The following is a 13,870-nucleotide window of genomic DNA, read 5'->3' on the forward strand; positions in this document are numbered from 1 at the left end:
GTGAAGCGCTATCTAGATACTCCCATCCCTGTCCGCAAGAGGAAATTTCGCCCCTGTCGCAATTTTTTCACATTGCCCATGTTTTATGCAGCCCCGCGCAGGAAAGTTGCGCCCCTGCCCCCGCCAGCATGCGAGATAAATCCCGGCGCCGCGCGGGGGCTGGTCAGATCGGGGTCGTCGGTTATTATCCGCGCCCGCGCAGTGCCGGATCACCGCAAGCCGGTCGCGACTCGCGCGAGATCGGGACGAATCTGTACTGGACCTTACCACAGGCAAGGCGCAGTCTCGGCAGCGATTCTGCCGGAGCCCCTGCCCCATGCGTTTGCTGATCTCTTTCGCGGCCCTGTTCCTGTCGGTCGTGCTGTTGCAGCTTGGTCTGGGGGGCGTGGTGCCGCTCGATGCGCTCTCGGGCGTCGAGCTTGGCTTTAGTGCAGGCGAAATCGGGCTTCTGGGCTCGGCGCATTTCATCGGCTTCTTCATCGGCTGCTGGTGGGCACCGCGCCTGATGGGGCAGGTCGGCCATTCGCGCGCCTTCGCCGCGCTGACGGCGGCGGGCACAATCGGGATTCTGGCGCATATGCTGGTCATCCATCCGCTGGCCTGGGCAGTGCTGCGCATGGCCTCGGGGCTGGCGGTCGCCGGATGCTACACGATCATCGAGGCCTGGCTGCAGGCGAAACTCACCAATGACACACGCGGGCGCGCGATGGGGGTCTACCGGGTGGTCGATATCGTGGGCTCGCTGGGGGCACAGCTTCTGATCGCGGTACTGACGCCCGCCTCTTACGTATCCTACAATCTGCTGGCGCTGCTGTGCTGCGCGGCGCTGTTCCCGCTGGTTCTGACCCGCAGCGAGGCGCCGCCCGTGGGCGAGGCCCCGCGCCTGCGTCCGGGGCTGGCCTGGAACCGCTCGCCGCTCGCGGCGGCGGGGGTGGTGGTCTCGGGCATCACGGGGGCGGCGTTCCGCATGGTCGGGCCGCTCTATGCGCTCTCGGTAGGGCTGCGCGCCGAGGTGATTGCGCTTTTCCTCGCGGCCTATGTGCTGGGCGGCGCGCTGGTGCAGATCCCCGTAGGGTGGCTCGCCGATAAATATGACCGGCGCGTGGTGCTGATCTGGCTCTCGGTCGCCTCGGTTCTGGCCTGCATCGCGACTGTCGCCAGCGCCGGTCAGGGCGTGGTCGCGATCTTTCTCGCGGCGGCCTTCTTCGGCATGACCACATTCCCGATCTATTCGATCTCTGCCGCCCATGCCCATGACTTCACTGACCCCTCCGAGGCAGTGGAGCTTTCCGCCGCGCTGATGTTCCTCTATGCGGTGGGCGCAATCGCCAGCCCTTTCATTGCCTCGCTGCTGATCGAACGGCAGGGACCGGCGGCGATGTTCGCCTTCATCTCGCTGGCGCATATCCTGCTGGTGGTGTTCGGGCTGATCCGGATGCGGATGCGCCCTGCCCCGCAGGACCGTACGCGCTATACCTATATGCCGCGCACTTCCTTCCTGATCGGACGGCTATTGCGACGTCGGCGCAAACGCGACTAGCGCGGGCACCGGCTTTTCCGGACCGGTCATGGCCGGGATCGCGCCCAGCGCCGAGACCAGAGATGCCACCGGTCCGATCACAGCGTAGCAGAGATCCGCGGATCATCTGCACCTGGCCGCATGGTATTCGGGAAAGTGCAGGCTTCTGTTGCCAGGTGCCTGCGGACCCCGCCTTACGCGGCTAAGCGCAAGGGCTTAAGGTTTCGGTTTCGTTACTGCTTACGCAGCAACAGCCACCGGAGCACGGTTGTCGTTTGCAACTGTACATTTTGCACCGATAACGGTGGTGGCTCACCGGGACAAAGCTAACCCCTTTAGACGTTCGTCGATCCTGTTTCGGCCCCCTGATCCCCAAACGAAGGATGATTGGTGGAGCCGCCGGGTACCGCCCCCGGGTCCGATCCGCTTATTACGAGCGCGTTTATGTCCATAGTCTCTTGCGAGACAAGGTGAATGTAGGGGCGATAGCGCGCCGACGCAAGAGCCGCCTCTGCTCAGTCGCGCAGCAATTGCACGCCAATGATGGACCAGTCACGCCGTCCACGCAAACGGGCACGAAAACACGCCTCGGCATCACGGTAGGAATGATTGAGCCAGAGCGACAGCCGTTTCTTGACCGGCACGTTCAGATATTGCTGCGCGACCGTGACAGTGCAACTGCCATTCCCATTCTCGGCAAGCGTGATGTCAACGCGTGTTTCGGGATCCCCGCTGCCTGCGCGGGGCGTTTCCAGATAGCGCGCCTGACTGAAGGGGATTTGCGCCTCAAAGCGGATTTCCAGCAGCGCATCCTTCACATCCTTGCGGCGCGGCAGGCAAAGAATGAAATCGGCATCACTGTCCTGCGGCGCGGCAAGAACCGTGGCCTGCGGCCAATGGAACTCGCGCGCCAACGGGGCTTGCGGGACCAGCATGTTCCAGACGGTTTGCGGTGTGGCCTGCAGCACCATCGAAAACCGGTACGGGGCCATGTCCCGCCGCCATCGATCCGACAATGTCAGTCCATAGAGCAATTCCCCTGCCAGCAAGAAGATGGCCGCGCAGCTGATCATCGGCAGCCAGATCTGAGCACCGAAAAACTGGGAAGCGGCGTCCACGATCGGGCTGAGCGCCGTCAGCAGCACCGCGCCCACTGCAAAAATCTCTACCAACAACAGCAGGCTCGGGAAGAACAGGGCGAACAGGATCGTGATCCCCCCGAATATGATCAGTGACGCGAGCAGGATCGATATCACCGCGATTGGCCAGATGAAAACCGCTTGATCCCATTCGAACATTCCTGCCTCTACAGTGTACCAGAGGCAGAGTGAAAACAGCAGCACACTCAAGCATCACGCGTCGATTCTGCCTGAAAATACGGCCAAACATCGGGCTAAAATCCTTTCTCACCAGAAACACACATAGCTTCTGGTTCAGAAACATGGTCTTTTCGGGGCAAACTGCTTTGGAAGCGCGTTAGAATTGCCCCGCTGCGCGATTTGTTGCTAGGTTGCCGGAATGAGCAAGATCATCAATCTTCGAACCCATCGCAAGCAATCCGCCCGCGCCGCGAAACGGCGCGAGGGCGATGCGCAGGCCGCACGCCATGGGCGCAGCCCGGCCGAAAAGCGCCTTGAACAGGCGCGCGCAGACCTGGCGCGCTTGCATCTCGACGGGCATAAGCGCGAAGAATGAGCGGGCGTCCGGTCAAACACTCCCTGACGCTGCGCGGGCATCGCACGTCGGTGTCGCTCGAAGACCTGTTCTGGCGGGAATTCCGGCGGATCGCTGATGAGCGGGATATTGCGCTCAACCAGCTTGCCGCCGAGATCGACGCGGCGCGCGCGGATATCGGCCTTGCCTCTGCCATTCGCGTCTTCGTTCTGAAAGACGCGCTCGCCAGAGCAGACCAAGGCGCCCGTGCGCGCGAAACGACTTTATAACGCGCGCCTGCCGGGCCATGGGTGCGGCCAGCTCGCAGGACACACGCGCCACAGCAGAGCAAGACGCCCCCGCACCCTTCGCAGCACGCGCCTGCCACAACTGCCCAGGACGCCCGCGCGCCCGACCAGACATCATGACACGCGCCTGCCGGACCGTGTATCCGCGCGCCTTGCTGGGCAGATACAGCACAGCAGCCCAGAACGCTCCCGCCCGACCAGCCATCGGGACGCTCCCGCCGAGCCATCGATGGCCGCCCGCCGCTTGGCGCACAGCAGGCCAGCGCACCAGCGCACCAGCGCACCCGAAATGACGCTATAACGCGCGCCAGCGAAGCCATAGATCCGCCCCCGTGGCTGGGGGCACGCGCCACAGCAGGCCAATGCGCCCACGCACTCGAAACCACATTACAACGCGCGCCAGCGAAGCCACAGATCCGCCCCCGTCGCTGGGGGCACGCGCCACAGCAGCCCAGGACGCGCGCGCAAGGAAACGACATCGCGACCCGCGCCTGCAGCGCCATGGATGCGCGCCCCAAGTAAGGTGCGTGCTCCTACACGCACCCTGCCCGGATCGGTTTTCAGACCAGCGCCAGGCGTTCTGCCTTCACCGGGTCGGGGTAGCCACGATACAGCCCCACCTCGAATCGCTCGATCATGCCGTGCATCTGTTCATAGGCGCGCAGGCTCGCATCCTGATGCTCCCCCAGATGGCCGAAAGCAAGATCGAGCTGCGCAAGATCACGCAATTCGACCGAGAGCAGAAAATCCCCGAAGCCCGGCCCGGCCAGATGCAGCTTGCGGCGCTGCAACTGCCAGTCTTCGATCTTGCCCGCGGATTTCAGCATCTCGAACCAGTTCTGCACGGCATGCGCGAAAGCCAGCGCATTGGCCGCAGGTTTCAGATCGATCATGCAGTGATATGTGCTCATCCATGGCCCCGCAGGTTGACGCTCCAATCCTTGCATCAATTCCTTGCCAAACCGTTAGCGGCCTCCGGGCGGATGGTGCCCATCGGGTTTCACCCCCCCTCTTCCGACGCCGAAAACGCGCCGCGCATACCAGCGCGTCGAGGCGCACGCGGCTGGAGTTGCCTTTTGGCACTTAAAGCCTATATTGATGCCAAAGGAGACACCCATGCACTTCGCCACGCTCCAGCCCATCGCCGCCCGCCCGGATCGCCCCACCATCACCGGCGAGGAAGCCGCAGCGCTGGCGCGGGCCACGGTCAACCTGTTCCGCGTCTGGGGCCTGAGTGACGCCGAGGCTCGCACGCTTCTGGGCGACATGGCCCCGCGCACATGGGCGCGCTGGAAAGCGGGCGATATCGGTCGCATCGACCGCGACCTGCGCGCGCGCATGGCCATCCTGATGGGCATCCACAAGGCGCTGCGCTACCTCTTCACCGATCCCGCCCGCGGCTACGGCTGGATCCGCAAACCCAGCGCGGCTTTCGGGGGGCGCAGCGCGCTCGACATCATGCTGCGCGGCGAGATCACCGATCTGATCGACCTGCGCGCCTATCTCGATGCCGAGCGGGGGGCGTGGTGAGCGTGTCCACGACCCGCGTGACATGGCCGCGTACCTCCCGCATCATCCGGTCGATCCATCCGCCCATCGACCTCTTCGAAGACATCGCCGATCCTGCCGACTGGGAGGCGCTGGCCTCGGCCGAGGCCAAATTCAACCCGCGCATCCGCGACAGTATCGGCACTCTCTCGAAAGTGCCGGTCGCGCGCCGTGTTACCGGGCCCGGTGCAAGCTGGGTCATGGCGCCCTTCGTCCATTGCTCGCCTCTGCGACCGGGGCGATTCTCGGATGGCAGTTTCGGCCTCTACTATGCGGGCGACCGCACCGAGGTGGCGATTGCCGAGACCATCCACCACCACACCCGCTTCATGCGCGCGACCGAAGAGCCCCCCGGCTGGACCTCGCAATTCCGCGAGTTGATCGGCGCCATAGATACCGATCTCGATGACGCCACAGGCCGCGCCGATCTGCTCGACCCTGACGACTATCGCCCCTCGCAGCGCTTCGGCGCCGCGCGCCGCGCCGCCGGGTCGAATGGCATCACATGGCCCAGCGTCCGCTATCCGGGCGGGCAGTGTATCGCAGTCTTCTGGCCCGATCTTGTGCCGGTGCCGACGCAGGGGGCGCATTTCGCCTATCACTGGGACGGAACCCGTGTCGATTACGTCAAGCAGCTGGAAACCGGCGAGATCTGGCAGGTAACATGACCCCGGACAGCGCGCGCTGCCGACCCGCAGCGCCCCGCACCTGCCGTCTGCCCTGATCGCAAAACGACCTCGGCACCCGCTCGAACAGCATCTCCGCCTGCGCCTTGCCCGCTGCGCTGTCATGGCGGAGCGTGAACAGGCGACGTGCGGCAGAGCAGTCGAGCGCGGGCATATCGCGCAAACCCACCCGGAGGCTTTGCAGATCATTTTCGGAGTAATCGGCTTTGCCGGGCAGATGACGTCAATGCCGGGGACGGAGAAGAAAAAGGCCGGGCATCGCCTCACCAGAGTTCACGATACTTCAAAAGTGCCGTGTATCCTGTTGGAAAAACCTGATTATCTTTCCTTTCAGGGTCAGAATGCCGCGGCGCGCGATGAACTTGCCCGCGTCCTCACAGGGGGTTGCGACAGGGCGTGGATTTCTGTGACGCGGCTCTGTTGACTTCCTGAGCCAATGCGGTTATCCGACCGCTGCTGCACCCGTTGCGGCCATTTTCATGTATCAACCAGAGAGACCCATGGACAGTTGCTCTAGTAGCGGTCTGGCCTCTGTGTTTTGCTTCTCGCTGCGCAGCCGCCAGACCTTCCGGACACAATCAGACCACCCGGCCTGTCTGCGGCTTTGGGGCCTGCGCCTGTAACGCAGCCCTTGTGCTTCCAGACCGGCGCGGCTGGACGGAGGCACGATAATGACCTTTCACTTCGCCCATATGGCTCCACCCGGCGCATCCGCGCGCCGCACCCCTGTCGCTTGCTGGCTGCGTGATGCGCGCACAGGCAGGCTGATGCAGCATTGGCTGACCACCACGCCCAGTCAGCCGGACGCATTGGACAGCCCCCTTTGCGCACTTCTCGCACAGCAAGCCGAGCTGCGCGCGGGCTGACGCCCGCACGCACGCGCCCGCGTCGGGAGGGCATCCTATGCGTCTCATCCTCGCCGGAGGGCGGCATCTCGATGATGTCGCCCTGATCCGCCGCGCGCTAGCGCGCGCCCATGCGCTGCGCCCTGTCACTGTGCTGATCCACGGTGGCAATGGCGCGCTTGGCATCACTGCAGAGGACTGGGCGCGCGAAATGCGGCTGCATGTCCTGCGCTACCCTGCGAATTGGCGGGAATTCGGCAAGCGCGCCGAAGCAATCCGCAATGCCTTCATGCTCGAAGATTCGCGCCCCGATATGCTGCTGGCGCTGCCCGGTGGCAATGACACGGCCGATCTGGTTGCCAATGCCCTGCGTGCGCGGCTGCCTGTCATCGATGCGGAGGGGCAGTTCCTCAAAGCTGATGCCCTCGCCGGGCCGCGCGACGGCGCGACCCGGAATGCACTCTCCCCGAAAACCCCCGGAAACAGAGGATAAGGCCATGAAAATGCAAGCTATTGACCCGCGCGCCGCCCGCCCGGCGGATATTTTCGGGCATCTCGAACTACTGACGCGCCAACTTGACACCCCGCCCACAGAGCGCACGGCGAAACTGACAGCCGCCCCGACCGCCAAGAAAGCCCGCAAGCTCGTGGAAGAAGCCACCGAAGTGGCGCTTGATGCTGTCGTCGGCAATCCCGATGGGTTGATCGCGGAAAGTGTCGATCTACTCTATCACTTGGCGGTGCTCTGGCATGACCGGGCGATCAACCCCACCCAGGTACGTGCCGAGATGGCGCGGCGCATGGCGGTGCTGGGGATTTCGGAAAAGCTGCCGAAAAAAGGCCCCGCGAAAAAGCTGCTCAAGCAGTCGAAGCCGGCGCAGGCGCCTAGCGCGCGCTATCGCCGCGGCGCGCAGATCGGGCCGGTGGCCTTGTCAAAAGCCTTTGACTGAACCTCGAAAAGGGGCAGAGCCATGGCCGTTCTCATGTCACAAGCAGCATTGCGCGCGCATCTCGCGCAAGGGGATCTTCTGACCCTGCGCGAGGCGCTGGCCGAGTTGCACCCGGCGGATCTGGCCAATGAGGTCGGCGGCCTGCCCCCGTCCGAGGCCGCGCAACTGATGCGCGCGCTCACACCTGCGCAGCAAAGCAAGGTTTTCGGCTATTTCGGCCCGCGCTTCCAGATCGCGATCGCGCGCCATATCGCGCGGCCCGATTTCGCGCGGATCGTCACGGATATGAGCCATGACGAACGCGCGGATCTCTGGAAAGCGCTCTCGCCCGAGCAACGCGCCATGCTGCTGCCCGCACTGGCACAGGCCGAGCGCGAGGATATCCGCCGCCTTGCCGCCTATCCCGAAGGGACGGCGGGTGCGGCGATGACTTCGGATTACGCGACGCTCGCGCCAGACATGACCGCCGCAGAAGCGATTGCCCATCTTCGCAGGGAAGCCCCGGATACCGAGACGCTCTACACCGCCTATGTGGTCGATGCAGAGCGCAGGTTGAAAGGCGTCATCACCCTGCGCGACCTGATCCTTGCCGATGAGCGCCGTTCGATCTCCGATCTGATGATGGTCAACGCGCCCTCGGGCCGGGTGGAGGAACCGCTGCGCGAGATTGCCGAGCGCATCGCCGCCTATGATGTCTTTGCCCTGCCGATCCTGACTGCGGGTGGGCGGCTCGTAGGGATCGTCACGATTGACGTCGCGCTTGATATCGGGCGCGCGGCGAGTGCGGCAACGCTTGCGCGGTTCGGTGCGACAGGCGCACTGGCGGGCGATGATCTGGACCTGCGCGGCTCCAGCCTCGGGCGGATATTCCGCGTGCGGCTGGTGTGGCTGTCGATCCTGTGCGTCTTTGGTGTGGTGACAGCAGGCTATATCGCGGGGCAAGAGGCGCTTCTGGCCGAAGTGCTGATCCTTGCGGCGTTTGTGGCCCCGATCATTGATATGGGCGGCAACACCGGCAGCCAGTCCGCGACGCTGGTCCTCCGCGCCATGGCACTGGGCCAGCTGGAACTGCGCGCGCGTGACATATGGTTTGTGCTCAGGCGCGAACTCCCGGTGCTTGCCGGGCTGGGGCTGGTGGTCGCAAGCCTGATGGCGGTGCTTGCAACGCTGGGCCAGTCAATCGCGCCACAGGTGCTCTGGGTGATCTGGCTGACGATGGTGGCCGTCACCATCCTGGGCGGCGTGCTGGGTGCGCTCGCGCCATTTGCCGCGCGCAGGCTTGGCACCGATCCGGCGGCGATGTCCGCGCCGCTCATCACCTCGCTCATGGATCTGGTGGGGGTGGTGATCTATTTCGCCATCGCCTGGGCGCTGCTCGGGCCTCTGACGGGGGGCGCATGATGGCTGGCCCATATCTGTCATCCGCGCGTCATTTGCCGCTGCCATCCTGTCGCAACGCGGGCGCCACTGCGCGCGGCTGGGATCCTCCACAGCCCCGCCAGACCCTGCCCCATCCCTTCTCAAACGACCCGAAAGCCAATGGAGAAATCACATGGCAAGCACAACTTTTGAAAACCTCGGCGCAACGGGCGCAAACACCAAGGCCGGTCCCGGCCCCGTCTCCGCACGCATCCGCGATGCCTTTGTCTATGTCGCCGACAGCGCATCGGTCAGCGACGCGCTCGACGCCGTGCGCCGCACGCGCGTGCCGGCCGGTCAGGCAGCGGTGGTCTTTGTCGTTGATGGGCGAGGCTGCTACAAAGGCTTCGCGCGCCTGTCAGCCCTGCTGCGCGCAGAGCCGGACAGCGCGATCATGCCTTTGGTTGAAGGCGCAGATATCGCCGTCAGCCATGCCATGGATCAGGAAACCGCCGCACGGCGGCTGCAGCTGAAAGACGTGCCGCTGCTGCCGGTCGTCAACTCGAAGAGCGAGATGATCGGCGTTCTGACCTTCGACGATGCGATGGATATCCTCGAAGTCGAGACCTCGGACGATATCTATTTCAAGGCAGGTGTGGGCGATGTGTTTCACACCGAAGACCATGTGCGATCCGAAAAACTGACCCAGGGCCCGATCTGGTACACGGTGCGCGTGCGCATCCTGTTCCTGCTGGTCACGCTTGCCGGTGGTCTGGTCGTGGGCGGGCTGATCGAGCAGTTCGAGGAAGTGCTGGGGGCGGTTCTGGCGCTGGCGATCTTCATTCCGCTGGTGATGGATATGGGCGGCAATGTCGGCACGCAATCCTCGACCATTTTCGCGCGCGGCTACGCATTGGGCCATGTGACGATGAAGGATTTCTGGCGCAGGAATTTCCTCCGCGAGGCGCTGGTGGGCCTGACCATGGCAGTCGGCATTGCGTTGGTGGCAGGCATAGTCGCCTATTTCTGGCAAGGTGTGCCCAACGACATCCCACAGCTTGGCGTTGTCGTGGGTGTAGCGCTCTTCACCTCGGTCTTCCTGGCCTCCTGCCTCGGCTTCGTGCTTCCCTACGTCATGATCAGGATCGGCGTGGACCACGCGCCCGGAGCCGACCCTTTCATCACCACGATCAAGGATTTCTCGGGGCTTCTGGTCTATTTCTCCATGGCCGTCTGGCTGATCGGGGTAGATTTCTGAGTCGCTGACCTGCCTTGACCGGGCGGGCCTCGCGCATTGCCCGGTCATCACGCGCCCCACGGACCCGCGTGACAGAGATCCGCATGTCATGCCCGACCCGTTTCCCCTATCCCCCTCCCCCTCTGAGCTGACACGCGGGTTTGCGCGCAGAGGGGGCGACTGAAGGAGGCTCCTATGGCCTGCATCACGCATCCAACACCCGGTCCTGCGCTGCACCCGCTGACCCGCGCCCATTTGCGGGCCTTCATCTATGGTGACAGTATGAAACCGGGCCGCCCGGCGATCTTGCGCCATTCGGCAGATGAAATTGCTCAGGCCATGGCCCGCCTGTCGAGTGAAGAGGCCGCGCGCTGCCTTGCGCTGTTGCCTGCGGGCGTGCAAATCCCGGTTGCAGCACGGCTGAGCGCACCTACCCGCAGACGCCTCGATCTGGACTGCGCGGACTGGGTGGGCGCCGTCCCGATCTTGCGCGCCTTTCACGCTTCTGTTGCAAAGCACGGCCTGACAGGGCAGATGACCCCTGTTGGCCGTATCTGAGGGTAAGACGAGATGACCCAGCCCGACACCAGCTCCGACCTACGCGACAAGCGCCGCGCCGCCTGGGCGGGCGTCGCTCTCAACGCCCCTCTGGCTGCCGGCAAGATCATTGTCGGCCTGATCGCGCAAAGTCAGGCGCTGGTGGCAGACGGCGTGCATTCGCTGTCGGATCTGGCCTCGGACGCTGCCGTGATCTGGGCACTGGGTCATTCGCACCGTCCACCTGATGCGGACCACCCCTTCGGGCATGGCCGGTTCGAGACCCTGGCGACGCTTGCCATCGCGGCCATGCTGGCACTGGCAGCGGCGGGCATCCTGATCGACGCGGGCGCCCGGCTGGTTCACCCGTCCGAGACTGCACCGGGCGCGCTTGCGCTGGTGGTCGCAGCGCTGTCCATCGCTTTAAAGGAAGGACTTTACCACTACACCAAAGCCGTGGCGAAGCGCACAGGCTCGGCGATGATGGCCGCAAATGCCTGGCATCACCGCTCGGACGCGGCCACCTCGGTCGTGGCCCTGGCCGGGATCGGTGCGGCCATGCTGGGTTGGCCCTGGGCCGATGCGCTGGGGGCTGCGATCATCGCGCTGATGCTGGGGCGTGTGGCCTGGATCTACGGTCGCCCGGCGATCCATGAACTGGTCGATACCGCGCCCTCCGAGGAGGTCGCGACCCGGATCACCGAGGCCCTGATGGCCACGCCCGGCGTGCGCGATGCCCATGACCTGCGCCTGCGCCATATGAGCGGCTCCATTCAGGCCGATGTCCATATCACGCTTGACCCCGCAATGACCCTTTCCGAAGCCCATCGCCTGAGCGAGGCCGCGCGGGCCAGCGTGCTGGCAGATGTGCCCGAGGTCAGCGAAATCATCATTCATCCCGAACCCGATGGCCATGCCGACGGCCCTGCGGCCCATCAGGCAGCCCTGCGCCCGGAGCTTGCGCAAGTGGTGCGCGACTGTCTCGACGGGATCGTGCCGGCAAAGGCGATCCGCCATCTCACCCTCGATTACCGCGATGAAGGCGTCATCGCCGTGGTTGAATTGCGCGAGGTGCCGGTTCCGGGCGCGCAGACCCGGATCGCGTTTCGGCTGCAACAGTCAAAGAGCGATCTGTCCGAAATCCGCCTGCTCTGGGCCCCCGCGTCGTAAGCCTGTCATACTGTCCTGACATGACGCATCGCATTGCGAAGGATATGCCATGCCCGACCTGATCCCCTTTCAGCCGATCCTGAACCTGACTGCCGCGCTGTTCTTCGGCGCGATCATCGGCATGGAACGGCAATGGCGCCAGCGCCTTGCGGGTCTGCGCACCAATACGCTCGTGGCTCTGGGCGCAGCCAGTTTCGTGCTCTTCTCCGCCGCGTTCCCAGACGAGATCAGCCCGACCCGCGTCTCTGCGCAGATCGTCTCGGGCATCGGATTCTTGGGTGCGGGTATCATCTTTCGCGAAGGTTTCAACGTGCGCGGGCTGAACACGGCGGCCACGCTCTGGTGTGCCGCCGCCATCGGCATGCTTGCGGGGGCGGGCGAGTTCATGCTGGCGGCCTCTGTCACCGGGGCTGTGGTTTTCGTCAATCTGGGCCTGCGCCCGCTTGCCCGCGTGCTTGACCGCCAGCCAATCCAGACCACGGAACTGACGCGCTACTATGCGGTCGAGATTATCTGCAAGGGTGCTCAGGAAGCCCATGTCCGCGCGCTGATGCTGCAGGGCTTCACGGAAAACGGCCTGCATCTGACGGGCCTCGAATCCGAGAATATCGAGGATAGCGACCGCGTTGAGGTCACGGCCGAAGTGAATGCCGATAGCACCTCCGGCTCGGCGCTCGAACAGATCGTTGGCCGCCTGAGCCTGGAACCTGCCGTCACCGCCGCGCGCTGGTCGATCCGCGAAACCGGCTTTTCCTGACATATCCCTTCCGCATTTCCGCCCGATTTCGCCGCTAGAGCATGTTGCGCAAAAGTGGCCTCCGGTTTTGCGCATCAAAACATGCGACCACAGTAAATTATAGCGGGGCGCATGAATGCCAATGAATGCAACCCGCTATAAGCCCCGACAGAGGACGGAGGCCCCATGACCGATTTCAGCGCGAATTCCGGATTGCCCCACGGGTTGGGCAGATGGCTGGGCATGGGAAACCGTGCCTATAAACTGATCGTGGCCATCGGCTCGCTGATCACAACGCTTGTGCTGACGCTGGGCAAGCTGATCATCGGCCTGCTCTCGGGCTCGCTCGCGCTGGTCGCCGATGCGATGCAGGGGCTGATCGACATCATCGTGACCGGCGTCACTGTGGTCGTGGTCAGCCTGTCGGATCGCGGCCCCGACCCGGCCTGGACCTGCGGACGCGAGAAGCTGGAGGCCTTTGCCGCATTGGCCGAAGCCGTGCTCCTGGGCATCATCGCCGTGTTCATCTGGCATCTGGCGGGGTTGAAACTGGTCCATGGCACGCCACCCATGCAGATCGAGCCATGGTATCTGGGCGCCGCCGCCTGCGCCGCTGCCGCCGATTTCATCCGCCATCTGGTCGTCAAACGCGCCGCGCGCGCAACGGGGAGCATGGCGCTGGAGGCCAATGCCGCGCATTTCCTGACCGACTCGCTTGGCACTGTTCTGGTTACGCTCGGGTTGATCGGCGCATGGTATGGCCTGCCCGTGGCCGATACACTCGCGGCCTTTGGTGTGGCGGGCTTGCTCAGCTACACATCCTTCACTGTGGGCCGCCGCGCGCTGGGGATGCTGCTCGACCGGATCGATCCGACGGTTTCACTGGCCGTTCTCGACAGCCTGACCGGCATCGCCGAAGTTCGCGACGTCAAGACGCTGCGCATCAGGCGCCTGCCAGAGCATCACGTGGTCGATCTGGTGGCAGAGGTGGAAATCGGCAATCTGCGGGATCTGAGCAGACTGGAAAATGTCCTTGAGCACAGGATATCGGCCCTTCTTGGACGGGTGGAGATATGCGCCGCCCTACGGCCCCTGCCTGTCATCGAGAATGCCACGCCGCATCTGTGAGCACCTCAGAGCGATTCTGCTCCGAGTCGTCTTTGTTTTCGGCAGCAGAGCGGAACGGCGGCAGCACCCCATCACGCGCAGGATGCCCCTTCCCCGGAACCCGGTGCCGCAACGCGCCTGTCGCCCCGCCTGCACACAGGTCAACCAGCGATCCTGTTCAGATCCGGGGACCGATGATGCTCGCGATTGGTCGC

The 13,870-nt window shown here is 64.3% G+C and carries 17 protein-coding genes and 1 other RNA gene; 15 read left to right on the top strand and 3 right to left on the bottom strand.

Features of this window, described 5'->3' with window-relative positions; genetic code table 11:
* The first annotated feature begins 316 nt into the window (after positions 1-316).
* Complete coding sequence (locus tag BG457_RS19020) at positions 317-1,540, top strand: MFS transporter (RefSeq protein ID WP_071799444.1); 1,224 nt, start codon at positions 317-319, stop codon at positions 1,538-1,540.
* Between the two features lie 134 nt (positions 1,541-1,674).
* Here the strand turns inward: BG457_RS19020 and ssrA are convergent.
* Together ssrA and BG457_RS19030 are read right to left on the bottom strand one after the other, a co-directional pair.
* Positions 1,675-2,025, bottom strand: a transfer-messenger RNA (tmRNA) gene (gene ssrA / locus BG457_RS19025).
* A gap of 9 nt (positions 2,026-2,034) precedes the next feature.
* Entirely contained in the window at positions 2,035-2,817 is a 783-nt protein-coding gene (locus tag BG457_RS19030) for a hypothetical protein (RefSeq protein WP_071799445.1), read from the bottom strand.
* A gap of 220 nt (positions 2,818-3,037) precedes the next feature.
* Between BG457_RS19030 and BG457_RS19035 the strand changes: the two genes are divergently transcribed.
* Together BG457_RS19035 and BG457_RS19040 are read left to right on the top strand one after the other, a co-directional pair.
* Positions 3,038-3,214, top strand: a complete 177-nt coding sequence (locus BG457_RS19035) for a DUF4169 family protein (protein ID WP_071799446.1) — start codon at positions 3,038-3,040, stop codon at positions 3,212-3,214.
* On the top strand, positions 3,211-3,462 hold the full coding sequence (locus BG457_RS19040) for a ribbon-helix-helix domain-containing protein (protein WP_071799447.1): 252 nt from the start codon (positions 3,211-3,213) through the stop codon (positions 3,460-3,462). Before BG457_RS19035 ends, BG457_RS19040 begins: the two co-directional genes overlap by 4 nt.
* A gap of 578 nt (positions 3,463-4,040) precedes the next feature.
* Here BG457_RS19040 and BG457_RS19045 read toward each other — a convergent pair.
* Positions 4,041-4,391, bottom strand: coding sequence for a DUF6614 family protein (locus BG457_RS19045; RefSeq protein ID WP_071799448.1), 351 nt, complete (start codon positions 4,389-4,391; stop codon positions 4,041-4,043).
* A 205-nt stretch (positions 4,392-4,596) separates the two neighbouring features.
* Between BG457_RS19045 and BG457_RS19050 the strand changes: the two genes are divergently transcribed.
* The 12 genes from BG457_RS19050 (at position 4,597) to BG457_RS19100 (ending at position 13,676) form a co-directional block, all read left to right on the top strand.
* Positions 4,597-5,010 carry an MbcA/ParS/Xre antitoxin family protein gene (locus BG457_RS19050; protein WP_071799449.1) on the top strand — a complete coding sequence of 138 codons (414 nt, stop codon included), beginning with the start codon at positions 4,597-4,599 and terminating at the stop codon, positions 5,008-5,010.
* Between the two features lie 2 nt (positions 5,011-5,012).
* Positions 5,013-5,696, top strand: a complete 684-nt coding sequence (locus BG457_RS19055; RefSeq protein WP_217649543.1) for an RES family NAD+ phosphorylase — start codon at positions 5,013-5,015, stop codon at positions 5,694-5,696.
* A 121-nt stretch (positions 5,697-5,817) separates the two neighbouring features.
* Positions 5,818-6,138 carry a hypothetical protein gene (locus BG457_RS19060; RefSeq protein WP_071799451.1) on the top strand — a complete coding sequence of 107 codons (321 nt, stop codon included), beginning with the start codon at positions 5,818-5,820 and terminating at the stop codon, positions 6,136-6,138.
* Positions 6,139-6,385: 247 nt separating this feature from the next.
* Positions 6,386-6,580 (top strand): hypothetical protein, encoded by a 195-nt coding sequence (locus BG457_RS20065; RefSeq protein WP_139257873.1) that lies wholly within the window; start codon positions 6,386-6,388, stop codon positions 6,578-6,580.
* Positions 6,581-6,617: 37 nt separating this feature from the next.
* Positions 6,618-7,052 (top strand): DUF2493 domain-containing protein, encoded by a 435-nt coding sequence (locus tag BG457_RS19065; RefSeq protein ID WP_071799452.1) that lies wholly within the window; start codon positions 6,618-6,620, stop codon positions 7,050-7,052.
* Between the two features lie 4 nt (positions 7,053-7,056).
* Positions 7,057-7,509 (top strand): phosphoribosyl-ATP diphosphatase, encoded by a 453-nt coding sequence (gene hisE / locus BG457_RS19070; protein ID WP_217649541.1) that lies wholly within the window; start codon positions 7,057-7,059, stop codon positions 7,507-7,509.
* Positions 7,510-7,530: 21 nt separating this feature from the next.
* Complete coding sequence (gene mgtE / locus BG457_RS19075) at positions 7,531-8,910, top strand: magnesium transporter (RefSeq protein ID WP_071799453.1); 1,380 nt, start codon at positions 7,531-7,533, stop codon at positions 8,908-8,910.
* 151 nt (positions 8,911-9,061) lie between these two features.
* Entirely contained in the window at positions 9,062-10,126 is a 1,065-nt protein-coding gene (locus BG457_RS19080; RefSeq protein WP_084657746.1) for a magnesium transporter, read from the top strand.
* A gap of 174 nt (positions 10,127-10,300) precedes the next feature.
* Complete coding sequence (locus tag BG457_RS19085; RefSeq protein ID WP_071799454.1) at positions 10,301-10,663, top strand: hypothetical protein; 363 nt, start codon at positions 10,301-10,303, stop codon at positions 10,661-10,663.
* 12 nt (positions 10,664-10,675) lie between these two features.
* Positions 10,676-11,812, top strand: a complete 1,137-nt coding sequence (locus BG457_RS19090; protein ID WP_071799455.1) for a cation diffusion facilitator family transporter — start codon at positions 10,676-10,678, stop codon at positions 11,810-11,812.
* Positions 11,813-11,861: 49 nt separating this feature from the next.
* Entirely contained in the window at positions 11,862-12,569 is a 708-nt protein-coding gene (locus BG457_RS19095) for an MgtC/SapB family protein (protein WP_139257875.1), read from the top strand.
* A 165-nt stretch (positions 12,570-12,734) separates the two neighbouring features.
* Positions 12,735-13,676 carry a cation diffusion facilitator family transporter gene (locus BG457_RS19100; protein WP_084657747.1) on the top strand — a complete coding sequence of 314 codons (942 nt, stop codon included), beginning with the start codon at positions 12,735-12,737 and terminating at the stop codon, positions 13,674-13,676.
* Positions 13,677-13,870: the final 194 nt, after the last annotated feature.

Origin of the sequence: Natronohydrobacter thiooxidans (genome assembly GCF_001884735.1) — a bacterium.
In the GTDB taxonomy this organism is placed as follows: Bacteria; Pseudomonadota; Alphaproteobacteria; order Rhodobacterales; family Rhodobacteraceae; genus Roseinatronobacter; species Roseinatronobacter thiooxidans_A.

Coding starts and splice junctions, on each gene's coding strand:
- BG457_RS19020 (WP_071799444.1), top strand. CDS start 317: ATGCGTTTGCTGATCTCTTTCGCGGCCCTGTTCCTGTCGGTCGTGCTG.
- BG457_RS19030 (WP_071799445.1), bottom strand. CDS start 2,817: ATGTTCGAATGGGATCAAGCGGTTTTCATCTGGCCAATCGCGGTGATA.
- BG457_RS19035 (WP_071799446.1), top strand. CDS start 3,038: ATGAGCAAGATCATCAATCTTCGAACCCATCGCAAGCAATCCGCCCGC.
- BG457_RS19040 (WP_071799447.1), top strand. CDS start 3,211: ATGAGCGGGCGTCCGGTCAAACACTCCCTGACGCTGCGCGGGCATCGC.
- BG457_RS19045 (WP_071799448.1), bottom strand. CDS start 4,391: ATGAGCACATATCACTGCATGATCGATCTGAAACCTGCGGCCAATGCG.
- BG457_RS19050 (WP_071799449.1), top strand. CDS start 4,597: ATGCACTTCGCCACGCTCCAGCCCATCGCCGCCCGCCCGGATCGCCCC.
- BG457_RS19060 (WP_071799451.1), top strand. CDS start 5,818: ATGGCGGAGCGTGAACAGGCGACGTGCGGCAGAGCAGTCGAGCGCGGG.
- BG457_RS20065 (WP_139257873.1), top strand. CDS start 6,386: ATGACCTTTCACTTCGCCCATATGGCTCCACCCGGCGCATCCGCGCGC.
- BG457_RS19065 (WP_071799452.1), top strand. CDS start 6,618: ATGCGTCTCATCCTCGCCGGAGGGCGGCATCTCGATGATGTCGCCCTG.
- hisE (WP_217649541.1), top strand. CDS start 7,057: ATGAAAATGCAAGCTATTGACCCGCGCGCCGCCCGCCCGGCGGATATT.
- mgtE (WP_071799453.1), top strand. CDS start 7,531: ATGGCCGTTCTCATGTCACAAGCAGCATTGCGCGCGCATCTCGCGCAA.
- BG457_RS19080 (WP_084657746.1), top strand. CDS start 9,062: ATGGCAAGCACAACTTTTGAAAACCTCGGCGCAACGGGCGCAAACACC.
- BG457_RS19085 (WP_071799454.1), top strand. CDS start 10,301: ATGGCCTGCATCACGCATCCAACACCCGGTCCTGCGCTGCACCCGCTG.
- BG457_RS19090 (WP_071799455.1), top strand. CDS start 10,676: ATGACCCAGCCCGACACCAGCTCCGACCTACGCGACAAGCGCCGCGCC.
- BG457_RS19095 (WP_139257875.1), top strand. CDS start 11,862: ATGCCCGACCTGATCCCCTTTCAGCCGATCCTGAACCTGACTGCCGCG.
- BG457_RS19100 (WP_084657747.1), top strand. CDS start 12,735: ATGACCGATTTCAGCGCGAATTCCGGATTGCCCCACGGGTTGGGCAGA.